The sequence below is a fragment of the Spirosoma koreense genome, from assembly GCF_054777875.1.
In genome coordinates this window covers 208,570-232,190 of sequence record NZ_BAAHAC010000002.1, presented here as the reverse complement: position 1 = coordinate 232,190, position 23,621 = coordinate 208,570, and the positions used below count along the sequence as shown (strand labels likewise).

General features: G+C 49.9%; 16 protein-coding genes and 2 tRNA genes. 7 read left to right on the top strand and 11 right to left on the bottom strand.

All coding sequences use genetic code 11. The features are described from left to right. Positions 1–67 precede the first annotated feature (67 nt). The 6 genes from ACYVC2_RS01610 to ACYVC2_RS01585 all read right to left on the bottom strand — a co-directional run bounded on the left by ACYVC2_RS01610 (position 68) and on the right by ACYVC2_RS01585 (position 7,443). Entirely contained in the window at positions 68–3,067 is a 3,000-nt protein-coding gene (locus ACYVC2_RS01610; protein WP_461100524.1) for a DEAD/DEAH box helicase, read from the bottom strand. Positions 3,068–3,557: 490 nt separating this feature from the next. Further along, positions 3,558–3,983: a response regulator gene (locus ACYVC2_RS01605; protein ID WP_461100523.1), complete on the bottom strand. Its 426-nt coding sequence runs from the start codon at positions 3,981–3,983 to the stop codon at positions 3,558–3,560. Between the two features lie 148 nt (positions 3,984–4,131). Further along, a tRNA-Leu gene (locus tag ACYVC2_RS01600) sits at positions 4,132–4,217 on the bottom strand. Positions 4,218–4,272: 55 nt separating this feature from the next. Further along, positions 4,273–4,348 (bottom strand) — tRNA-Gly (locus ACYVC2_RS01595). 150 nt (positions 4,349–4,498) lie between these two features. Then, positions 4,499–6,196 (bottom strand): hypothetical protein, encoded by a 1,698-nt coding sequence (locus ACYVC2_RS01590; RefSeq protein ID WP_461100522.1) that lies wholly within the window; start codon positions 6,194–6,196, stop codon positions 4,499–4,501. Positions 6,197–6,207: 11 nt separating this feature from the next. Beyond that, positions 6,208–7,443, bottom strand: a complete 1,236-nt coding sequence (locus ACYVC2_RS01585; protein ID WP_461100521.1) for a hypothetical protein — start codon at positions 7,441–7,443, stop codon at positions 6,208–6,210. A gap of 162 nt (positions 7,444–7,605) precedes the next feature. Between ACYVC2_RS01585 and ACYVC2_RS01580 the strand changes: the two genes are divergently transcribed. From ACYVC2_RS01580 to nfi, 4 genes are all read left to right on the top strand, one after another. Beyond that, positions 7,606–8,232: a hypothetical protein gene (locus ACYVC2_RS01580; RefSeq protein ID WP_461100520.1), complete on the top strand. Its 627-nt coding sequence runs from the start codon at positions 7,606–7,608 to the stop codon at positions 8,230–8,232. 69 nt (positions 8,233–8,301) lie between these two features. Continuing rightward, on the top strand, positions 8,302–9,459 hold the full coding sequence (locus ACYVC2_RS01575; RefSeq protein WP_461100519.1) for a helix-turn-helix domain-containing protein: 1,158 nt from the start codon (positions 8,302–8,304) through the stop codon (positions 9,457–9,459). Between the two features lie 46 nt (positions 9,460–9,505). After that, the gene (locus ACYVC2_RS01570; RefSeq protein ID WP_461100518.1) at positions 9,506–10,885 is read left to right on the top strand and encodes a serine hydrolase; all 1,380 of its coding nucleotides are present in this window, start codon (positions 9,506–9,508) and stop codon (positions 10,883–10,885) included. A 97-nt stretch (positions 10,886–10,982) separates the two neighbouring features. Continuing rightward, positions 10,983–11,675: a deoxyribonuclease V gene (gene nfi, locus ACYVC2_RS01565; protein ID WP_461100517.1), complete on the top strand. Its 693-nt coding sequence runs from the start codon at positions 10,983–10,985 to the stop codon at positions 11,673–11,675. On the opposite strand, the gene cydB is transcribed toward nfi, so the two are convergent. The 5 genes from cydB to ACYVC2_RS01540 form a co-directional block, all read right to left on the bottom strand. Further along, entirely contained in the window at positions 11,669–12,703 is a 1,035-nt protein-coding gene (cydB, locus tag ACYVC2_RS01560) for a cytochrome d ubiquinol oxidase subunit II (protein WP_461100516.1), read from the bottom strand. The genes nfi and cydB overlap by 7 nt on opposite strands. 3 nt (positions 12,704–12,706) lie before the next feature. Next, positions 12,707–14,089 carry a cytochrome ubiquinol oxidase subunit I gene (locus tag ACYVC2_RS01555; protein WP_461100883.1) on the bottom strand — a complete coding sequence of 461 codons (1,383 nt, stop codon included), beginning with the start codon at positions 14,087–14,089 and terminating at the stop codon, positions 12,707–12,709. A 1,856-nt stretch (positions 14,090–15,945) separates the two neighbouring features. Beyond that, positions 15,946–16,719: a hypothetical protein gene (locus tag ACYVC2_RS01550; RefSeq protein WP_461100515.1), complete on the bottom strand. Its 774-nt coding sequence runs from the start codon at positions 16,717–16,719 to the stop codon at positions 15,946–15,948. Positions 16,720–17,015: 296 nt separating this feature from the next. Next, a complete protein-coding gene (locus ACYVC2_RS01545; RefSeq protein ID WP_461100514.1) occupies positions 17,016–17,384 on the bottom strand; it encodes a hypothetical protein in 369 nt (122 codons plus the stop codon). Positions 17,385–17,832: 448 nt separating this feature from the next. Then, positions 17,833–18,183: a transposase gene (locus ACYVC2_RS01540; RefSeq protein WP_461100513.1), complete on the bottom strand. Its 351-nt coding sequence runs from the start codon at positions 18,181–18,183 to the stop codon at positions 17,833–17,835. Between the two features lie 250 nt (positions 18,184–18,433). On the opposite strand from ACYVC2_RS01540, the gene ACYVC2_RS01535 reads away from it, so the two are divergent. The 3 genes from ACYVC2_RS01535 to ACYVC2_RS01525 all read left to right on the top strand — a co-directional run bounded on the left by ACYVC2_RS01535 (position 18,434) and on the right by ACYVC2_RS01525 (position 23,606). Continuing rightward, positions 18,434–20,530 carry a hypothetical protein gene (locus tag ACYVC2_RS01535; protein WP_461100512.1) on the top strand — a complete coding sequence of 699 codons (2,097 nt, stop codon included), beginning with the start codon at positions 18,434–18,436 and terminating at the stop codon, positions 20,528–20,530. Positions 20,531–20,608: 78 nt separating this feature from the next. Next, positions 20,609–20,956 (top strand): winged helix-turn-helix domain-containing protein, encoded by a 348-nt coding sequence (locus tag ACYVC2_RS01530; RefSeq protein ID WP_461100511.1) that lies wholly within the window; start codon positions 20,609–20,611, stop codon positions 20,954–20,956. Positions 20,957–21,047: 91 nt separating this feature from the next. Then, a complete protein-coding gene (locus ACYVC2_RS01525; RefSeq protein WP_461100510.1) occupies positions 21,048–23,606 on the top strand; it encodes a TonB-dependent receptor in 2,559 nt (852 codons plus the stop codon). The last annotated feature ends 15 nt before the right edge of the window (positions 23,607–23,621 follow it).

The following is a 23,621-nucleotide window of genomic DNA, read 5'->3' as shown; positions in this document are numbered from 1 at the left end:
GCTAATTCGGATAGATAACTACCAGAAAGCAAGAGTGTCCCTGACGAACCGATACTTTTTTGACCGATTACTCCAGTAAAGCCAGAATATCTTCTTTGGTGAGGGATTTCATGAAGTTTTCTTCCGTGGTGATCAGGCTGCCAGCCAACTGCTGCTTAGCCCGTTGCAACGACAGTATTTTTTCTTCGACCGTATTTTTGGCAATGAACTTGTAGGTAAACACGGTTTTCTTCTGACCAATGCGGTGAGCCCGATCGACGGCCTGTGCTTCGATGGCCGGATTCCACCAGGGGTCTAGGATAAAGACATAATCGGCGGCCGTTAAGTTGTGGCCCAGTCCGCCCGCTTTCAGCGAGATCAGAAACAGCTTTACCGAATCGTCGGTCTGAAACAATTCGACCTGGCTCTGGCGATCGGTGGTAGAGCCATCCAGGTAAGCGTATTTGATATTCTTTTCTTTCAGGTACTGCTGAACGACATTCAGGTGTTTAATGAACTGGCTGAATACCAGAACCTTGTGGTTTTCGGTCATGGCGCTTTCCAGCCGCATCAGAACATCATCCAGCTTTCCCGAATCGCCCTCATAATCAGCATCGACCATACGCGGGTGGTTGGCGATTTGCCGGAGTTTGGTGAGCCCCTGCAGCACCACCATCTGCGATTTCGCCATGCCTTCTTCTTCAATGTGTTCCAGAATCAGGTTGCGGTAGTACGACTTGGCTTCTTCATACTGTTTTTCCTGCTCCGGAGTCATTTCGGAGTAAAGCACACTATCAACTTTTTCGGGCAGATCCGTTGCCACCTGCGCTTTATTACGTCGAAGCATAAACGGTTTGATCAGGCTATACAACCGGCTGATCTTCGTGTCGTCATGCCGTTTTTCGATTGGAATCTGAAACTCATTCCGGAAAAAAGACTGGCTACCCAGCAGCCCCGGATTGATGAACGACATTTGCGACCACAGGTCCATGGTACTATTCTCGAGCGGAGTGCCGGTTAGAATAAGCCGATAGGCGGTATTCAATTGCACAACGGCCTTGGTAATGTGCGACGATGGGTTTTTTATGGCCTGCGATTCATCCAGGATTACGTAATTGAACCGGTAATCGCTCAGAATATCGATGTCGATCCGGACGATACCGTAGGAGGTCAGGATCAGGTCATAATCGTCGAACTGAGCGGTGTTTTTTTCACGATACGTACCTGTATAGACCATCACGCGCAGGTTTGGTGTGAACTTACGCGACTCGAGTTCCCAGTTATACAGCAGCGATGTAGGCATAATCAGCAAACTAGGGGCGGTAGCCCCCGCTTCTTTTTGCCCCTGTAACATAGCCAGGGTCATTACGGTTTTGCCCAGGCCCATGTCGTCGGCCAGACAGCCGCCAAAACGGTACTGACGCAGAAAGTTCATCCAGTCGTAACCGGCTTGTTGGTAGGGCCGCAGCTTTCCGTTGAACTGATGCGGTAATGGAAACGACTCGATTTCGTCAAAATCGCGTAGCCGTTCCAGCTTACGACTGATGAGCGTGGTTGCCAGATTATCGCGTTCCAGCTCCTGAACCAGCGCCAGATGATGCTTCTGCAGAACCAGCCCGTTATGAATCTTATCGGTTCCGTCGACGGGTTCCAGGAATCCAAACAGTTCGGAATATTTCGTAAACCAGGTTTCTGGAATTACGGCGATCTCACCGTTCGGTAATTTGAACTCTCGTTTCTTATTCAGAATAAGCGTTCGCAGTTTCAGAAAAGGAATCTCGAATTCGCCAAAACGAACATTGGCGTAAATATCGAACCAATCGCGACCCTCCTGAATAGACACGTCGATGCTCGAATAACCCAGAAAATAGCGTTTCGTATCCTGGGCATCCTGCCGAAGAACGAAGCCGGAGGTCTGTAATTTCTGGCTGTTATCCGATAGCCAGGCAAACGCTTCGGCTTTAGAAAGTGATAATCGACCCTGCCGCAGATCGACGCCCGTGTCGCGCAGAAAGGTTAACTTCTGACGCTCCAGCCGTTGGTCCCGGCGAATTTTATGAAAAATGTACTCATCGTTTTTCTTTTCCAGACTCACATTGGCCGACGGCCCAAAATTATCGAAGTGAAAGGTGAAGTCGCCATACTGGAACGAAAGATCGAACGACATCCGCTGATTCGTTTCGTCATTTCGGTCGATCGTATCGGTGCCCCCTGTTCCGTGCTGAAGCACCGAAGCTGAAACAGGCCGACTGGAGGATACCATCTCCGAAACCGTCAGAACAGGCACAGGTTCCAGAATTTCACTCCGGATTTCGAACCCTTGGGCATATACGTCGTAAGAGGCAATGAGCTGAGTGACAAACCGCTCGTAGTACTGCTGTTCAATGTTTCGCGGAATAACGATGTGGTTTTTGGAGAAGAAAGGCCGCAGTTTTTTCCCGTCGACATTTTTGCTGAAATGATACAGGCGATTGCCTACCATGAGGTAGGCCGGTTCATCGCAAATCATCAGAGCCTCTTTGAACTGAAACTCGACCCGCGTGGTTTCCGTCGATCCATCTTCCCGCGTACCAACCGGATACCGGATAATCGGAAAATAATGGGTAGAATCGGCATTGCGGATAAAGTGGAAATGAACGCGGGCCGGTTCGGGCATCCAGTTGATTTTTTCCCAGGCTGGGTTACCGTCGTTACCCATGATGTAAAACGGCTTACCGGGCATCAGGGCCATAATCTGCGCCTTTATGTTTTCCAGATAACCACAAATTGCTTCCTGAATCAGCTTATCGCCTTTCTGCTGATCATATATCTTCAGAAAGAAATCGACAGCGGGCAACTTCCGGGTATTGAACTTCTTAACGATAGTATCCTGCTGAATACTGTCGATGAGTTTTACCAGTTCGAAATCACGCTCGTCTAAACCTTTCGCAAATTCACTAACATTTTGTGTAGATAGGGTCTGATTGAGTAACGTTAGTTCGCCCCGGCTGTTCCGCTGTACCACAAAAGCCTCAATAAGATAGCCCAGAAACTCGTGATCCAGTAACGAATACACGATTTGAAACGGTTGCAAAGGCGAAACTTTCATGTGGATGATGCAATTCAAAGCCTGCCCGTTCGTAGCTGAACAGGAGGCTGGATTTAGTTGAACACTGAAACTATCAGATCGGGTGGATAATGGCTAAAAAAAGAGCTCATAAGTTATTCATAATGAATAGATTCTGAGCAATTAATATTTGCCAAAGGTGTCAAATATACGAATCAAAATAAAATGTACAAGTAAGAACCTGACAAAATTAGAAAATGGATATGATGAACAGAAAACCGAGGAAATGGAAGGCTAAACTACGAGAAAGAACGAATTCAAAGCGGATCAGGAACAACTGGTAACGGGCTTAGCGTCGTCGATTTCGTGCAGGCATGAGCCTGGTTTAGTGATGGCCACTAAAACAAACTAATGAAGGCGCTTCTAACGGGAGCCGGATCGAACCGGAAAGCTATAAAGGATTGATACGTTACGCGTCAACCAATTGCCGGCTACGTGATTTTCTGCGCATATATTATTGATAATAAGCTATTTACCTATTGGCTTGGATTCCCTTTTTGCTGACGAGTTCGTCGATTAGCTGAGTGAGCATCGTTACCGCAACTGGTTTCACCAGATGAGCATCGAACCCGGCTTCCCTGGTCCGTTGTCTATCTTCCTCCTGACCGTAACCTGTCAGGGCAATGACCACCACAAATTGCCCCCAGGGCTGTTGGCGAAGCAGTTGACAGGTCTCAAAGCCATCCAGGTCAGGCATGCCAATATCCAGCAGGATGATCTCAGGGCTTAGGGATTCCCCAGCTTCGAGCCCCGCCCGGCCACTATTTCGGGTATGTACTTCGTATCCTCTTCCTTTCAGAAGCATGGACAGCATCAGAGTCGCGTCCATACTGTCATCGATCACTAAAATTCGATGGCCTGGCGGATTCGCTTTGCTTTTCCCGTTTCTGGCAGGCATATTCTATTCGGATTTATCTAAGAAGGGTCGTTTTTGTCTGGAAACGCAATATGCACTAATTCCTGTTTGATCTGTCAGCCGTAATCGGCTAATGTTTGAATAAAAAAGAGGTTGTATCAACGAATGACACAACCTCTGTATAATCATGTACCAGGAGCGGGAATCGAACCCGCACGGCCCGTAAGGACCACAGGATTTTAAGTCCGGCGCGTCTACCTATTCCGCCATCCCGGCTTGCCCCGCCGAAGCGGACATTTACAAAAAAAGCACCGGGTCCGGTGCCTCTTTGTGGAGCGAAAGACGGGGTTCGAACCCGCGACCTCGACCTTGGCAAGGTCGCGCTCTACCAGCTGAGCTACTTTCGCGTTTTGCAATTTGCCAGTCCATCGGCGAATTGTGGATGCAAATTTAGGGCGTTTTCATGGTTTGTCAAGCACTCTTTTCAAAAATATTTTCAAATAGGCTACGATTGGATCAGTCCTAAACTGATTCTGAATAAGTTATAGCTATTAGATTCACATAAGCGGATCATCGACTTGTGTATCGAACACGCCCGTCAGAACACGCCCGTTCCGCTTAACCTGAACCCAAATCCGGTAATGACCAGCTCGCGGAAAAGCATACGGAAATTCGACCATGTTGTTGATCGGTAACGAATGTTTCATAACGGGCATACCACCCATCAGCTGCTTGTTTTTCTCGGCTTCGGATAAAGCGTTGAGCCTGGCTACATAGGCATCTATACTGTCGCGGAATGAAGCGGCACGGGGGTAGAGGAAGGTCCGGGCGGTGTCGGCAATGCGGCTGACAAAGGACCCTTCGGCAGCCATCGAATAGGTGCCGATCGGGTGCAGGTGAATATAGACTGTGCCATCGGAGCGGAGAAGTACGGCGTGCCCACCCATGCCCAGATAGGGTTCCAGCATCGCGGCTTTTCCGGCCGAATCGGCCACGGCAAATTTTAACGTATACACTTTTCCCGTTTCTAAAACCGGGCTTGGTTTATCCATCCATAGCATCGTCGATCCATCGGCGAGTCTGGTGCCAGCGCCGGGTTTACCGCAGATGACCATATCGTTGTCTAAGCGGGGGATAGCGGCCGCTCCTGTCTTGACACCCATCGGCTCGGTGGTGAGCCAGCTGTCATCCGAATCCGTAAGTCTGGCGCTGGTGGCTGCTTCAGGACGAATTCGTAAAGCAGGTACGTCGACGGTGTCTGTTACCGTTTCGGTAAAACCGCTTCGATACACAATGTCGGCATAAAGCAGGTACTTACCACCTGGAAGTGGGGGAAGGGCTGTCTGGAACTGCAGGGTGTGTTTGCGAGCGGGATGTAAATGAGCAAAAGCATCCAGGCCTGGCACACGAACCAGAAACGCATGCATCAACTTGCCGTGGTCCGGTATGAGGTAACTCAGCTTCCGGCGGTTCCACCGGCTGGCTTTGACTCGGGCCGTATCGAACCGAATAGTCAGTTGTCGCTGGGCATCAATTACCTGAATCGACGTATGAATCGGCATAGGTCGAAAAAGCTGCTCATTCCGGTAATCCGCGGCTTTGCTGGTCCACCAGAATCGCCAACCCGTCAGGAGCAGCGTCAGCACGACCAGCCCGATCCCCATGCCTACGTAACGTCGTCGCTGAATAGAAGCCGGAATCGGTTGATTGGGGGGCGTAACTCCGTCGGCATTGCTGGCGCCGATGATCGTGATCAGCATGACGACCAGCAACAGTCCGAGTGCTGCGAGGGCGAACCCGGTACCCGCAGGCATTTCCCGCAGGGCGGTTGCTTCGGCCATCACCGGTACTACGACCTGTTGTTTTCCGTCGGGTCCGTCGATGCTCAGCTCGATACTCGATGAGCCTGATTCCATCAACCAGACCTCGCCCTCGTAGCGGTGGGTATCGATGGATTTCAGGATGTCGTGCGTGGGGGCTCCTTCATCGCCGGCATTGAAATAAATAGGTCGCGCGCCAATGGTACTTACTCGTCCCTGTTCGACAAAAACCGTGATCGAGGCTGTTCCGGGAACTACGTCGGGTGGTTTTATGCTGACCAGCAGTTGATACTTACCCGCCTGTTTCTGAACAATAACGCCTGAACTGCCAACGTGTGCTTCGACTGACTGAGCCAGCGGTAACCAACAAACCAGTATCAGAATAAGCGCAGGCCACGGCAGGCGAGCGTACTTTTTTATAAACTCGAAACGCATCTTCTTTACATTTATCGTACCACCCGTTTCATCCAGTTCCCCCACAACAAGCCGATCCGAGCCGATACAGCAGCATACAGCAAGGCTTTCCCGAAACCAATCGCGAAGTCGGCCAGAGGCTGTATACGCTCCGGATTATAGGCGTATCGGTAAGGCGAATCGGGCAGCCGGTTGTAGCCGTAGGAATAGGATAAAAAGAAACCGTTGCGGGCGCTGGGTGAGGTGTGCAGAAACTCGCCGAATGGCCACTGAACGATCAGCAGAACCAGCAGAAAGGCGATACCAATCAGTCCAGCCAATAGCCAGTCATTGACCTTTTTGCCCGTAGCCGAATTGTCGAAGCGGTGCATGAGCCAATCCATCACGAACGCAGGAAGGACCAGCAGGGGCGGAAACAGAAACGGCTGGTAATGGGTGATCGGGTTCAGAACCGGACCCAGCCGGGGTGTGGCCGGGAAATATTGCAGTACCCAGCTTGGCAACAACAGAAAGAGCATGAATAATCCCGAAATGACCGTAACCGGCCACCGTAGTAACGAAGCACGACCCATGGCGGTCAGGTAAAAAGGAAAAACGATGGCTGCCGTAATGTAAAAGCGTGAGCCGTGGGTCTGGCTGCGGGTCAGCGATTCGGCAAACATGGAAAACAGCATCGTCAGCAGTAAGCCGGCGGCAATCGCAAACAACCATTTCAACCGCGTCGAGGTAGCACTGGGTGTTAGTAGCGTGTTCCGGTATTGGTTCTGGAGCGCCAGAATACCGACGATGGCGCCGAACTGCACGGTCATGATCCCGATGATCAGGATGGTATGGGGCGGGGTAAGGATCTGCACATCGAGGCCATAGGTATTATGCCACCAGTCGTCGAACGGGGCGGAAGTGAGCATCGCCAGTGCACCCCACACGCAGAACATAGCGCCCAGCGAACCGTAGAAAATTCCCCAAAACCGCACCGCACCGGCTCGGGCCGGGTGATTTTTTGTGAATGTCAGATTCAGAATCTGATAGGCTGAAAACAAACCGGCCACTACGGCTCCTACGTAAATGACCATATGCGGGGGCGCAAAAAGTCCATCGCGGCCGATGCTCATGTGCCACATGATGTCCCACAGCAGGCCCATCACGACACAAAAGGAGGAGAAAACGACGGCGTAGATATAGGTTGGGATACCTAATCGCCAGGAAACGGATCGAAGAGGCTTTAGGGTATAAACAGGCTCGGCAGAGGAAGGAATGACAGGCTGCATAAGGAGGCTAGCGCTTTGATCTTTTAAAGATACGGGAAAGACATTTAAGTAAATAAGTATACGGTGGTTTTTCGGCCTTTTGGGCTACTTGAGCGAACGGGACACGCTGTAGCTGATTTATAACGTTATTTGCAAAGATTTAGGCCTTTGCTCCAGCTACTTATGCCACATTTTAATTCATCGGGTCGTTATCCGGCTTTTGTTCTTAAAGCCGTGTTACTAGTCGGCTTTACCCTGTGCATGAGCGCCTGCGTTCCCGATTTCCTGCTGTCGGACCCCGATTGGGTCGTGATCGAAGCAGGTGAACACGAACCGAATCCGAAGCGGAAAGTTGGGCTGCTGATCAGTCCACACGAAGTATCGGCAACCGTTACCTTCGACAGTAGCTGCATTTACGACGTTGGAACCACCGATGCCGACGATTGGAATAAAGTAATTGGTTTGGGGTTTGTTGGGTCTAAAGATCAGGATATTACAACTGGCGTCCCTCCGCATCAGGTGGATGGCGCCCGGGTGGGCTGGCGCTGGAACAAGCAGCGAAACTGCATCGATCTGGGGGCATACATTTACGTGGAAGGGAACCGGATCGATTTTAAAGTGGCCGAGACGACGATTAACACGCCCACCAAGCTGACCATCAAAATCGATTACGACCGGAAAATGTACCAGGTGCTGGGTGGTCAGGCCGTCCCGTTCACGCACAACAAAACGTTTGCCTACAACACCGGTCTTTATTTTGGAGGTAACCAGGTCGCTCCGCACCGGATTCGGGTAAAGATTGTGGATTGACACCTTTAATAGGGAAATCGTCAGCTTCGATTCTGTTTAACCGCTCGCTGTACTCCAGCGCGTTCCGGCATGACTATTTCTCCTTTCGATCTGATCGTACTGCTGGGGTCGCTGCAGGGATTTATCCTGGCAACCCTGCTGTGGATCAATCCTAAAGGCCGTCGATTGTCGAACCGGTTGCTGGCTGCACTAATCGGTCTACTGGCGCTAATGAGCTTTTCGGTGGGCACGCCCATTACCCATCGGTGGGTAGGTCTTATGCTGGAGCTTTTGCCCTTCATCATGGCTATGCCGATTGGCCCGCTCATTTACTTTTACGCCCAATCCATGCTGACTAAGACGTTCCGGATCGGTAAAGTCGAACGGCGTCATTTTTATCCAGTTGTGCTCGACTGGGGCGCCATGCTGCTCGGCTGGACGTTTATCATTGGCTTATTGGCCGGTGTTTTCCCGCAGAAAGCAGGCCCGGACTGGGGGAGCCTGATGGATGAGTACAATACGTATGTAGATATTCCTCGCTGGCTTTCGGTGACGGTCTATCTGATCCTGACGAAGCGCTTGCTAAAACAGCACCTTTCCTCGGTTAAAAACCAGCAGGCAGGTCAACCGCATCTACGCTGGCTCGGCCAGTTCGTCAACGCTTTTCTGATTTTTCAGGTCATCTGGTTCGTTCATCTGGTGCCCTACATCATTTCGTCGCTTCGCGGGCCGTTGCTGGATCGCTTTGGCTGGTATCCGATTTATGTTCCAATTGCGGTGCTGATTTACTGGCTCGGGTTTAAAGGCTATTTCTACGCCCGAACCGACGTGCCCATTCCGCAACCGCCGAAATCGCCCGGTGCCGAATTGTCCGACGAACTGGTAAATCAGATTGCGGATACGTTACGAAATGCCATGACAGCCGACCGGCAGTTTCTGGACCCCGAACTGACGGTCGAAAAGCTGGGCCAGCACACCCGGCTCAGTCCGAAACTCATTTCGGCGGTGCTGAATCAGCATCTCCATAAGAATTTCAATAGCTTCATCAACGAATACCGCATCGAAGTCGTTAAGCAGCGTTTGCTGGACCCGGCTTACGAACACCTGACGCTTACGGGCATCGCCTTCGACTGTGGGTTCAATTCACAACCCACTTTTCAGCGGACCTTCAAGCAGTTGACGGGCGTATCACCCAGTGAATACGTCGCTCAGCAAAAGAAAATACCTCTCAAATCGGGATTTGAGTAGACCAGCGCGTTGGTTTCGGCCTGTTTTGGCCCAAAAACGACGTCTGATGAAAAGAACTCTATGGGTGATTCTGGCGCTGGTCAGCGCTGGATTAGGTGCCGTGAAGGCCCAGCCCGTCCGGACAACCGCCGACAAACTCGATGAATATCTGGCTGCTTCGGCAAAACTTCACCGCTTCAACGGTTCGGCGCTCATCGCGCAAAAAGGTGAAATCCTGCTTCAGAAAGGATACGGGTGGCGCAACGAGTCAGCCAGAACCTTGAACGATACGGGCAGCATTTATCAGCTTGGCTCGATCACGAAAACCTTCACGGGCGCGGCTGTGCTGCAACTGCAGGCGGAGGGCAGGCTTTCGGTTACCGACAAATTGAGTCAATACCTGCCCGATTATCCGAATGGCGATCAGATTACGCTGAATGAGTTGTTTGCGCATACCTCCGGTATTTACGACTACAAAAATTTTCTCTACAAACAGGATGGCCCCGCCAGGCTGGATTTTACCCATCCTATACCAAAAGAACAACTGGTGGCCCGCTTCAGCAGCAAGCCCGTTACCAGCCAGCCTGGAGGGGAAATGCACTACACCAACTCGGGCTATTTTCTGCTGGGGCTGATCATCGAGAAAGTGACCGGCAAGCCGTTTGAAACGGTCATTCGCGAACGGTTTCTGACCCCGCTTGGTCTGACTAATACAGGGTTTGATTTTAACCAGTTGCGAAAACCGGGAAAAACAACCGGTTACACTTTCCCGAACGATTCGGCGCTGGTAGCCGTGCCCTCCATCGACTCCACAGCCGGTTATGCGGCCGGGGGCATGTACAGCACCGTGGGTGATCTGTACCGCTGGTCGCGGGCGATACAATCGAATCAGTTCCTAAAGGCGGAGGACTGGCAACGGGCGTTCACGCCGATCGGGAAAACAACCTGGAGTTACGGCTGGGGGATAAATACCCTTAACCAGAAGCAAACCCTGGTGTTCCAGAACGGGAACCTGCCCGGCTTCGCCACCTTCTTCGTCCTGTTTCCCAAAGAAGATGTCGTCATTATCATGCTGGCGAACGTTGACGATGCGTCGGACCTGACTACGCTTGAGCCAATTGTCCGTGACCTGATCTTTATCACATTCGGGCAGCCGTACCAACTGCCTAAAAACCGGAAAACCATACGGCTCGACGAAAATATCCTGAGCCAGTATGTGGGCAAGTACCGGCTTGATCCCAAACGGATTCTGTCCATAACCCTCGAAAAAGGAACGCTTTTTCTGCAGGTGACCGGGCAGGATAAATTCGAGATCTACCCGGAAACAGAAACCGACTTTTTCCTGAAAGCGGTCGATGCCCAGCTGACATTTCACAAAAATGAAGTCGGACAGGTATCGCAGGTTGTTGTTCACCAGAACGGCGATGTAATTGCTAAACGGTTGTAGCTCAATTTGTCAACTTATAAAGGAACCGAACAACGAATGATCGATTAAACCCTGACCCAGTGCCGGTAGTTACGTAGCCACCTACTCCCGCATTCGTATGGCTACTTACCAATCCCTCCATGACTGGAACGTTTCGCCCGCAGCGGCCGTCGCGCTTCAGCAGCAACTGCGCTCGCAGATCCGCATCGAACCGCTGGCCGAACCACCCAGAACCATTGCAGGCTGCGACATTTCGTTCAATAAATTTGAGGAGACGGTCTACGCGGGCATTGTCGTCCTGCGGCTCGACACCTTGGAAACTATTGAAGAAGCGGGCGTGGTCAGTACGGCGTCGTTTCCGTATATCCCAGGGTTGTTGTCGTTTCGTGAGATTCCGTCGCTGCTGCAGGCCTGGCAGAAACTTAAGACCGAACCCGATGTGGTGATGTTCGATGGACACGGGACGGCGCATCCCCGCCGGATCGGAATAGCTTCGCACGGAGGACTGTTTCTGAACCGGCCAACGTTTGGTTGCGGAAAGTCGGTACTGGTGGGTAAGTACGATGAACCGGCCCCGGAGCGTGGTTCGTGGTCGCCCATGCGGCATTACGGCGACGTGATCGGGGCCGCGCTTCGGACCAAAAATAAGGTCAATCCCGTCTATGTATCGCCCGGCCACCGGATCGATCTGGAAACCGCTATTTCGCTGACACTCGCCTGCGACGGGGGCTATCGAATCCCCGAACCCACGCGCCGGGCACACAACCTGGTGAATGCCCTGCGAAGAGGAGAGCGGTCTGAAAGTCAATAGCTATGCTCCTCCAGCTTGACCTTGCCGCGAAATGTCCAGAACATAAATACAGTGTAGGTGGCTACCAACGGCATACCGATGAACGCAAAGAGCAGCATCGTGCGCAGCGAGCCCTCCGACGAAGCCGCTTCGTAAATACTGATGTTTCCCTGCGGATCGACGTTCGAGAGGACCAAATTTGGGTATAGGCCCATGGCGAAGAGAATAAGCAGCAGCGCCGTCGTGATCGCCGATGAGATGAACCCGCGTCGATACTGCCGTTTTTCAATGCTTCGGCGAATGTTCAGCACGATCAGCACGGCCGCAATCGGTAGCACGAACAATTCGGGATTGGCTTTAAAAATGGCCGTCATGTGCGGCACATAAATCAGCGTTGCGAGCGACGTCGCGATAAAGCACAGGATAAAGAATTTGCTGGTGTTGTTAGCGATGATGGTCAGCTTGGCATAAAGACGATCTTCTGTTTTCATGAGCAGGTACATAGCGCCGTGCATCATAAACAGCGACAGCACCGTAACGGCAATCAGCCCGGCATAGGGATTGAAAAAATCGCGCAGGCGGCCGACAAATTCATGCCTGGCATTCAGCGGTAGTCCCTGGATCAGATTGCCCAGCACCAGCCCCAGCAGCAACGAAATGACCACACTCGACACGCAGTAGCTGACGTCCCACAGCTTGCGCCACCAGGCCATTTTTTCCTTGCTCCGAAACTCGATTGAGATTCCCCGGAAAATAATCGCGACCAGGAACAGCATGAAGGGTAAATAAAATACTGACAGAATCGTGCCGTATACCTCCGGAAAAGCCGCAAACAGCGACCCCGCGCCGATCACCAGCCAGACCTCATTGCCATCCCAGACCGGGCCAATGGCATTCAGCGCGATTCGGCGGCTCTGCTCTTTCTGAAAAAATAGGTGCAACGCCCCGGCCCCCAGATCGAAGCCGTCCAGAATGCCGTAGCCGCTGATGAGCGCGCCAATCAACAAAAACCACCAGGTTGGAAGATCGATACCAAGAACGGTGTCCATAAGTTAGTCGTTGAGAATGGGCGAAAACGACGGATTCATGCGCGAGGAAGGCGATTCGTCCGAAGCCACATCGGGACCGTGCTGGATCTTTTTGTTGAGCAGATACAGGAACAGGCCGAACAGCATGACGTAAATCAGCGTGAACAGAATGAGCGAAGCCAGTACGTGTTCGGCCTTGACAGCCTGCGACAGCGCATTCGACGTGCGCAGTAGTCCGTAGACGACCCACGGTTGCCGCCCCACTTCAGCCGTATACCAGCCGACCTGGTTGGCAATTTGTGGCAGCAGCACCGAGAACACGAAAATGGTCATCAGCCAGCGCGTCTGAAACAGTTTTTTGCGGTAGAGCAGGAACAGGCTAAACAGCGTCAGGGCAATCAGCGTCATTCCGATGGCTACCATCGTATGGTACGTCTGAAAAACAAAATTGACGGCTGTCGGTCGGTTTTCGGGTTTGATGCTGTTGAGGCCGGGAATAGGCGCGTTGACATCCTGGTGGATCAGAAACGACAGCCCACCCGGAATTTTTAGTCCCGTGGTTTTCTGCTCTTTGGCATCGACCCAACCCATCAGGTACATGTCGGCGGGGGCTAATTTCTCAAAATGCCCTTCCATGGCCGCCAGTTTGGCCGGTTGGTATTTCGTTACGACCTCTGCCGATTTGCTGCCCGTAAACAACTGCGAAAGCGCCGATACAGCCGCTACCCAGAGCGCAATCCGGAAGGCCGCCTGTGCATGCAACACGTACTTGTTCTTCAGAATATACCAGGCGCTCACACTCAGCACCAGAAACGAACCCGCCAGCAAAGCGCCGATCAGGACGTGCGAATACCGCTCCAGCGACGACGGATTGAACACCATTTGCCAGAAATCGGTCACGATGGCGCGAGCCTTCATGCCTTCTCCTTCGATACGATAACCCGCGGGCGTTTGCTGCCACGAATTTGCGACGACAATCCAGAGGGCCGAAAAAATAGAGCCCAACGCTACCAGCACCGTCGCCATGAAATGAACGCGGGGACTGACGCGGTTCCAGCCGAACAGCAGAATCCCCAGAAAGGCCGATTCCAGGGCAAAGGCGAAAATACCTTCGGCCGCCAGCGCCGACCCGAAAATATCTCCCACGTAGCGCGAGTAGGTTGCCCAGTTGGTGCCGAACTCGAACTCCATCACAATCCCCGTGGCCACACCGATACCGAAAATAAGCGCGAAAATGTTTACCCAGAAGCGGGTCAGTTCTTCGTAAACCTTGTCTTTTGTTTTGAGATACAGCCCTTCCATGATCACCAGGCAGACGCCGAGGCCGATACTCAGGGGCGGATAGATGTAGTGAAACGCGATGGTGAAAGCAAACTGTATCCGGGAGAGCAATTCTACATTGTCCATAACCAGAGCGATAGTCGGGACAGGTCGCCGGGGTCGCAGACAGGCAGTGCGAGAGAGGGCGAACAGGGCGAGAAAACTATCGCCGAAAGGTACGACCGGAACCGACACGCCGGACGCTTCAAGGAAAGTTTTTACCAAAAATGAATGGTTAAGACAGATAGTATATTTTTTAGCACCCCGGTTTGGAGCATTTAAGAAAGACGAAGCTGGGCAAATGGCCGGTACTTATTTGCCATGTAGGGAGCGTGGTCTTATCCTTACGTCTTCAGGATGAAATAATTACCAGTCGCATTTAGACCGCTCTAATAGGCTCAACGATGGAGCAATGACAATTGAAATTTTTAAAGAATTTTTCTCTACAGTAAAATTTTAATATATATGATATTAATAAAATTATTTAATCTGATCATATGTATAGAACTCAAGTCAGATAGAGAATATGTGAAAAATTACAGTTCTTACAATCATTCTTTCATTTGATGAAATTAGATAATTTGTTATATTTAATAACATTTTATTGCTAAAAAAGTAATAATAGCTGAATTAAATATACTAAAAACCCCGCGACAGTTTGGCGACGGAAGCGACGCTTTCAAAAAATCTAATGTATAACCACTAAACGCTCAAGGGTATGTAAAAACGGCTTATTGGCTTGACCTCAGTACTTCATTTATGAGCATTGTTACACCGCGTGTCTAATGAATACTTATACCATCTGCCTTCGAGATCGTACATAATCAGTTGTTTGCCGACTTGACTTATTGCGCATCTGATTGTGTACGGGTTAACCCGCACTTTATTGCTTGTCTTCTATCATAAATAAAACTATAATGGACCGTTCAACTTTTGTCAAGAGTATGCTCGCTCTGACAGGAACCGCATTTATTCATAGTTGTAAAGAAGCCGAAATCTTAGCCATAGCCCCAGACAATTCTGCTTCCTTTATTCTAAATCTAGAATATTCTCGTCAATGGTTCTCTGATATATACCTGCCTCAGTTTACCAGCGGCTCCGCTCGGGGATTGCCGAAACGTCGATCAACCGATCGCCTGATTGGTCGAATAGTGTACAGGTACAAAAAGGAAAAGAAAATTTTATTTGGGTGCCTGTCAAATATGACTCGCCAGATGTATTCCCACGATTGGTTACCTGGAAAGAAGGGCAGGAGTATATTCCTAAGCTCGCTAAGTATCTGAACTGGATGATCGCTGAAGGATTCATTGTCTGGCGGGATTCAAAAGGAGAGTATCAGGGCTTTCTGGCTCAAGTAGCCCTATAAGAGTTAATGGCTATTGGACAAAATACGATTTATGCTTTTACGGTTTTGCTTTTTACGTTAAATACTACATAAATAGATATTAACGAGCACATTATAAATAAAAATAAAGTTATATATGTAATAGCACTATCCCAGACATAATCGTAATTTTTGGTTGTAAAGTCATAATATATAAGTTTAAATATTGTAACTATTAAAATTAGTGCACCAATTATAAACAGAATTTTATTCTTAGATATGCTAGCTGTGTTAGCGTAAATAATTAAAACTAGGCCTATTAAAGGTAATATTCCATTGAAATCACCTGCAAATAGTCCTATAGGTAATGTAATTAAAAGCGGAACACAAAAAGTATGCGACCCACAAGGGGTAATAAATAGATAAGTAATAATTGGTAACCATTTGAAAATCTTTTGCGTGTTCATGTTCCGAAAAATTAATGTTCAACAACACTTTACTTACAATTGGAATTATTTATAGATTTATATTATTTACAAGCTTTGACTAACTCTATAAATAATATAAATCTATAAATAATTATCAGTAAAAAATATACTTCTTGATAGAAGTATATGGCCTAGTTACAATTAGTACTACGCTGAGGTGGGTTCTGACCAGTTTTTACTGCGTTCGAATTCATATTTCTTAAAATTTTTCCCAAAGCTCCAGGAGAATGTATCGTAAAGACATCCGTATTATTATATGGCAGTGGATAAAATACTACAATATAAGAGACTGGTTTAGGTATCGTTAGGCCGGTATCAGACATAATGCTATTTACATAATCTGTACAGTTATAGTTTTCTAAAGAATAACTCCTTCTACTATTATTAATTGCACTAGTTACAGCCTGATCAAACTGGCTACTGTTAACAGCATATATTATACTAACAGTGGCCTGAGTTGTACTGTTTTCCATAATGGCTGAAGGCACGCCACTTCTTACAGTTTGTGGTCCATATGAGTTTGGATATAACCCAACGCTACTTGATGAAGTAACTCCTGTTTGTTTATTCTGCTTTTGAAAACCTATCCAAACGTGCCCAGGGTTACCGCCATACGAAATAGACTTACCACTCCCTGGATAAGGTTCCTGAACGTATACAGTGATAGAGTAATTAAAATCGCTTGTATTCGTTCCAACAGCGAAACATTTTAATGCATCAGTTATACTTACAGTAGGTTCATTTCCAGTATTGTACGTAATATAGTTAGCATTAATTGCGCTATTGTTAATACCACCATCTGAGGATATAGTAAAAACGTTTCCACCTCCATTTGTATAAGTAACTAGATTATTATTACTACCAGTCGCAGGGTTAGGGTAATAAAGACAACCGAAATAATCCATCCCATATACTGTACAGCTACAATCATAATGATTAGATGGGTCCACATTACAAGTACATCGCATCCATTGTGTTGAACCACAAGCATCAGCTATCCTCGCTTTATTATTTTAACTTATATATGTAAGCTCAGAGATAATTAAATCATCTCTAATTTTGTAGCCGGCAATAAACTTATCCTCCCAGTTTTTAATCGTGACAAAACCAGAAAATTTAATAAGATTATTTTGTTGATCAATTGATTTCAAGCTGAGGTAATAACTGTCATCTGGCATATACGTCAAAACCTCTGTTTTAATTACACCTTTTTATCTTTATAAAAAAATAGATGGGTTAGTTCATTTTGGCTAAATCGATGTATGAGATTATTCACTTGACTTTTATTATCTGGAATTGCTGGAATCAGATTATTCTCAACCGTTACTGGTACCTGAATGTAAGTAATATTATTTTTTGTGATACTTTCGGCTAATTCCCAAATGGGTTTTTTGCCATATGAACCTTTGGTATTTATAATGTCTTTTGCTTCCTCAATAGATATAGGGGTAGTTAAATTATCTGTTACCGAAGTGTTAACTTGGGGGATATCAATCTTTAGATCTTGACAACCGAAAATCAAGTATACAATGAAAAAGGTACACACAGTGGTAAACAAGGTATTTTTCATGGGTTTGGAGATTTGATTAGTCACAAATTTCTCCGCCTTTACTTTACAAAGTCTTGATCAAAATCAATTTTTTATAAAATTGTTTGTATTGTGAGATTAGTTTGTATAGTAGCATAATGAAGAGATTCTTGGCTACTCTGCGTGCTTGTTCAATCAGAAATGACCAAATTTGACCTGTTAGTTGCCAACCGACCAGTTGAAAAGAGAGAAACCGTTATACTCAATTCATCTAAATCCCCTCGCAAGAAGGAAACGACAATGACACTGGCCGGGATCGGGAACGGGCGTTCTGCTACTGAGCCTATTCAGGGCGCGACGCCTTCTCAAATTGGGTCGCCGGAGCGATCAATTGACCAATCAGCTAATGCTTTGGCAAAAAGACCATTATAGGCTTGATCGCCGTAAACTTTTTCTAAGCGTTCACCCACTCGCCGAAGCAGATTCCCAATCAACGAAACCGCTGCTGGTCCGTCGGCTTGATTGGCTGAATGGCCCTCAACCACCAGAGCCGATCCTGGGTGTCAACGATAAGTTGCCGTTTACGGCCATTAACGCGCTTATTGGCATCTGTACTCCGATGTCCAAAGATCATTGGTTTTAATTTAATGCGCTGTGAATCAATACAAAATACCGAAGCCAAAGCTTCTTTGTTAACTTGCTTACGATCTAACTGATTCAAAGCGAAATTGATCCGCTCAAACGTGTCATCTTGACTCCATTGCTCAAAATAGTAATAGAAGGCCTGCCAATGGGGCCATTCTTCAGGTAAATTACGCCACTGGCAATCGGTTTTCAACAATCATAGAATGATGTTGAGCATTTAGCGCAAATCATGTTTACGTTTTCGTTTAAGATCAAAAAAGTGAGAAATTTCGGCCCATTGAGGGTCGATCAGTGGCTTCCACTGTTTAGTCATGACTCTGTAGTTTGGCGACCACAAAGTTGGCATGACCCTCAATCTTTCTCAATTCCCCAACACGTTCTTAAGCTTCTTTCATAGTATGTAACTGCAAGGCTACCAAAAAATAAAGCGATGGTTTACCACTGGGTTGATCACAAACCCGTACCTTCAGGGCCTCGACGCAACCCTTCATTTTCCTGTGCAACCGGCCAGTCATTCCTCGTTTTGGCAACGGATTCGTAACTACATCGTTGCGTTTTACCAGACGCAGCGCAATGCCTTCGTCATCATCATAACCCTGCTTCTTTCGTTCTACATCCTGAACATTCCGGATCAGGCGGCCGACATGATCGACGCCGTGATCGATAGCGGAGTGTTCAGCCGACTGTTTCAGTACATCCTGCTCAGCACCTTCATCTGGAGCTGGACTGTGTACGGCAGCACGCGCATGATTCTGCACATCTCGCCAGTGGGTCTGCAGCTTAATGAAGAATGCGATGTATTGCTGCGGTGGCTGCCCAAGATGGGTGGTGTAATCCCGGCTCTGATTCTGGCGTATGCGTTCTGGGAGCCTAACCGCTGGCAACCGTATATTCTGCTGCTGGAAAGCGGCCTGATGCTGGCGCTGTTTCGCTGGGTCGAGCAGCGCGTAGCGGTTTTCGGCCTGCCCCGGCACTGGCGGTTTTCGGATCGGTATACCAGCTTCGGATACGATGTTCGGGAACTGTGGCGGCACCGGCTTGGGCGGCTGGTGGTTTCGGCCGGGTTTTCCCTGACGATTTTCCTGATCAGCCTCCTGAGCCTACCCGTCGAGTGGGAAATTGCCCGACGCCTGCGCCCAACCGCCATCATTATTTTCGGGATTTCGATGTACACTTTCTGGGGAAGTCTGGTGGTGTATTTCAATGACTACCGCTACCGGCCGCTTGTGCTGCTGGTATTCGGGTATATGGTCCTGATCAGCGCTTTCAACGACAATACGGCTGTTCGGCAGGCTGACAGTCCGGCGGTACCGCCCATTTCGGTACGACCGACGGTCGAAGCGCATTTTAGCCAGTGGGTGGCGGCCCGACGTCGGGAGGATGGCGATACGATCCCGCTGGTGCTGGTGGCGGCCGAAGGGGGCGGCATTCGAGCGCTGAACTGGACGGCCGAAACCCTGATCCGGCTCGATTCGATCATTCCCGGTTTTAGTCGGCATGTGTATGCGCTGAGTGGTGTATCGGGCGGGGGCGTCGGTACGGTTTTTTACACAGCTTTTCTGCGCGACGTGGCCGAACTGGAGCGGACAAGGCGATTTGAGCAATTCCGGCAGGTGATTCGCGACGATTATTTGTCGGCGGTGTCGTCGGCTCTGTTGTTTCCCGAAGGGTTACAGCGGCTGATTCCGGTGCCGATACCCAGTCTGGAACGCGCTAAGTGGCTGGAAGACTCCTGGTCGGGATCGTATCGGGATAACCTCGGCCTGTCTACGCTCGATTCGGCCCTGACGCAGTTGTACCAGACGCCCAACGGCTACAACTACAACCTTCCTTCGCTGCTGCTGAATGGAACTCTCGCCGAGTCGGGCCAGAAAGTGATTACCTCGAACCTGCAACTGGACCCGCGTTATTTCAAAAATGTCGTGTCGACCCTGGATGTGCTGGGGAGCGACGTGCCGCTCAAAACGGCCGCATCGCTATGCAGCCGATTCCCGGTCGTAACCAACGGCGGACTGATTCAGAAAGATACCCTGCTGGGCGACGGAAGCCACCAGCGCTATGGCGGGCATGTGGTCGATGGGGGGTATTTCGACAATTCGGGGGTAGAAACCTGTATTCAACTGCTGAATAACCTGGTGCCTTCGATTCGGCGGCTGGATACGCTGGAGCGCGTCAGGATCATCCCGTATATTCTGTTTGTTCAGAACGGCAACACCATTGTCCGGTTGCCGCACAAGCGGTCGGTATTGCAGGAAGTGCAGATTCCGCTGCTGGCGTTCTTCAACGCCTGGGATAACGGTTCGGCAACCCGCGACAACATGTTCAATTCGTTTATGGACCGTTTTGCCAACCCGAAAACCAATTATCTAACCCTGCGACTGGCTTACAACAATAAGTACCCGCTCGGCTGGTTTCTGTCCGACAGCGTCGCCCGACGGCTTAGCCAGCAGGCCAAAGATTCGATCAGCCTGAAAAACAAAGAGCTGGTTCGGCTTAAGAGCGCGTTTCGACAGATGAATGTCAGACGGGTTGCCAGGCCTTAAAACACCGGAGGACCAGGTGAGTCGGTCAATGAATCGCCTGATGTCGTACTTTAGTCCCGGAAAAAGTCAAATTCTGGTATGAACCTTCGTGTAAATGGCCGTATCTGGCTTGAAACAACTACTACCGACGGCGCGGAACGGTTTATGGGCATCGGTCGTCTGGAACTGCTGGGGCATATTCAACGTACCGGATCGATCAATCAGGCGGCTAAAGCGATGAACATGTCGTACAAACGAGCCTGGGAACTGGTACATTCCATGAATACCCAGGCCGATACACCCCTGGTTGTCACCCAAACGGGTGGCGAGAAAGGGGGCGGAACCATCGTAACGCCGGAAGGAGAAAAATACCTCGCACACTACCAGGCGCTTCAGGAGCGGTTTCAACAGTTTTTGTTCGATGAACTGGGCAAATTGCCCCATTAGGTCATAATTTCAGCTTAATTCTGCTCGTCAAAGGCGTTATTTTCGATAGAATACAACGATTCATTATATTTCGTCGGAAATAACGCTCTTCATGAAGAAACTATACTGGCTCTTCCTGGGTCTTTTCGGAACGGTGCAGGCGGCTGTGCAGCCCGACGGCACCATCAAACCGGCCGACTCTTTACGGAAAATACAGCTCAATGAAATTGTTATAACGGCTTCACGGGTGCCCGAAAACATCCTGAAATCGCCGGTGAGTATTGAATTGCTCGATTCCCGGCAAATTCGGTTGTCGGCTCAACCGTCGTATTTCGACGCCATCGAAAACCTGAAAGGCGTACAACTGCTCACCTCCAGTCTGGGTTTCAAAGTGTACAATACACGCGGCTTTGCCAATCCAACCAACGTCCGGTTTGTGCAGCTTGTCGATGGAATGGACAACCAGGCTCCGCACATCGGCGCGCCCATCGCCAATGCGCTGGCTCCGTCGGATCTGGACATTCTGCGGGTAGAGGTCGTTCCAGGCGCGGCTTCGGCCCTGTACGGCCTGAATGCCCTCAATGGTCTTGCGCAGCTGATTACCAAAGACCCGTTTACCTCGCCGGGGTTTAGTATCAGTCAGAAAACAGGCGTCAATCACCTCAGTGACCCGCTGGTTTCGGCTAAAGTATATAGCGAAACGAGCCTGCGGTATGCACAGACGATTGGCTCGCGGCTGGCTTTCAAGGTTAATCTGACTTACCAGCGGGGGTACGACTGGATTGCCCGCGATGCAGCTGACCTAAATCCGAATGCCAACACCTCGCTTGGCCTGACTGGAGCCGATAATCCGGGGCGTGATCTGGTCAATAATTATGGCGATGAGTCGGCGAACCGGCGCACGCTGACACTGGCGGGAAAACGCTATACCGTTGCGCGTACGGGCTATTTTGAGAATGAAACTACCGATCTGCGGCTGGCTAATCTGCGGGGCGATGTGGCCGTCTTCTGGCGAATTCACCCGACACTGACGATTTCGTACCGGTACAAAGCCGCTACTCTCGACAATGTGTATCAGCGTACGAACCGCTTCCGGCTCGAAAATTATGTGCTCGATCAGCACGGGCTAACGCTGGAGTCTCCGTCGGTGCACATCCGGGCGTATCGGACGCGTGAAAACACCGGCGATTCGTATAACATTCGCTCGATGGCTGAGAATATCGACAAGTCGTTCAAGTCGGACAATCAGTGGTTTACTGATTTTTCGAACCAGTTTTTGGCCAGCACCGCGGCCGACCAGCCGGTGCCCGATGCGCTTCGGCTGGCCCGGTCAACAGCCGACGCCGGCCGACCGCAGCCGGGTTCTGCCGCGTTTAACGACCAGGTCGCTAAACTACGGAATATCAATAACTGGGATGTTGGCGCGGCTCTGCGCGTGAAATCCTGGATGTACCACGCAGAAGGCCAGGTAGAGCCGACCCGCGTGCTGTGGAAGAACTTCCGGGCGCAAACCGGCATCGATCTGCTGGCAGGCCTCGACTACCGCCGTTACGTGGTTTTTCCGGACGGCAACTATTTTATCAACCCCGACCGGAGCGACCATAACCTGATCTACGACAAAACGGGCGGCTTCGTCCAGGCCTCCCGGACGTTTTTCGAGGAACGGCTGAAACTGAGCGGATCGATTCGGGTCGATAAAAACCGGTATTTCGATACGAAGGTCAACCCGCGGATTTCCGCGGTTTTTTCGCCCGCAGAGAATCACAATTTCCGGGCGTCGTACCAAACGGGCTACAGGTTCCCGTCGTTGTTTGAAGCGTTCTCGAATGTCAATTCGGGGGGCGTCAAGCGGGTTGGTGGGCTGAAAATCATGTCGCAGGGTATTTTCGAGCGATCTTATTTTCGCACGGCCATCGATGCGTTTCAGGCCGCCATCAATACCGATGTAAACACTAACAAACTGACTACTGAACAGGCCATCCAGAAAAACAAAGGCCTGCTCAAACCGAATACCTACACCTATCTGAAGCCGGAGCAGGTCAACAGCATCGAGTTGGGGTATAAAGGGTTGTTTTTTACCAAAAAACTGTACGTAGATGTCGATTTTTACTACAACGTCTATCACAATTTCATCGCCCAGGTAGAAGCGAACATCCCGAAAGGGGGCAATCCCGACTCGCTGGCCTATTACCTGGCCGACCGCAATCAGCAGGACCGCTACCGACTCTGGACCAACTCCAAAACGACGGTGTACAATTACGGTTCAAGCCTGGGCTTGCGGTACTCGGCGGGCGGGAACTGGGTGTTTTCGGGCAATGCATCGCTTGCCAAACTTGACCGTACCGACCAGGGCGATGGGCTGGAAGAAGCATTCAATACCCCGAAATGGATCACCAATGTCGGCATCTCGAATCCGGCGATCTGGTCGGGGGTAGGTTTCTCGGTGAACTACAAATACCAGAGCTCATTTCTGTGGCAGTCGTCGCTGGCAACGGGTACGGTACCGGCCATCAACACCTTCGATGCGCAACTGAGTTATACGCTCCCCAGCCCCAATCTGTCGTTTAAGCTGGGAGGCACGAATATTCTGAATCGGCCGTACACGACCTTCACTGCCGGGCCGAGTGTTGGTGGTCTGTATTACCTGACGATCACCTATTCGACCTTGTAGCGCAGTAGCTTTTAC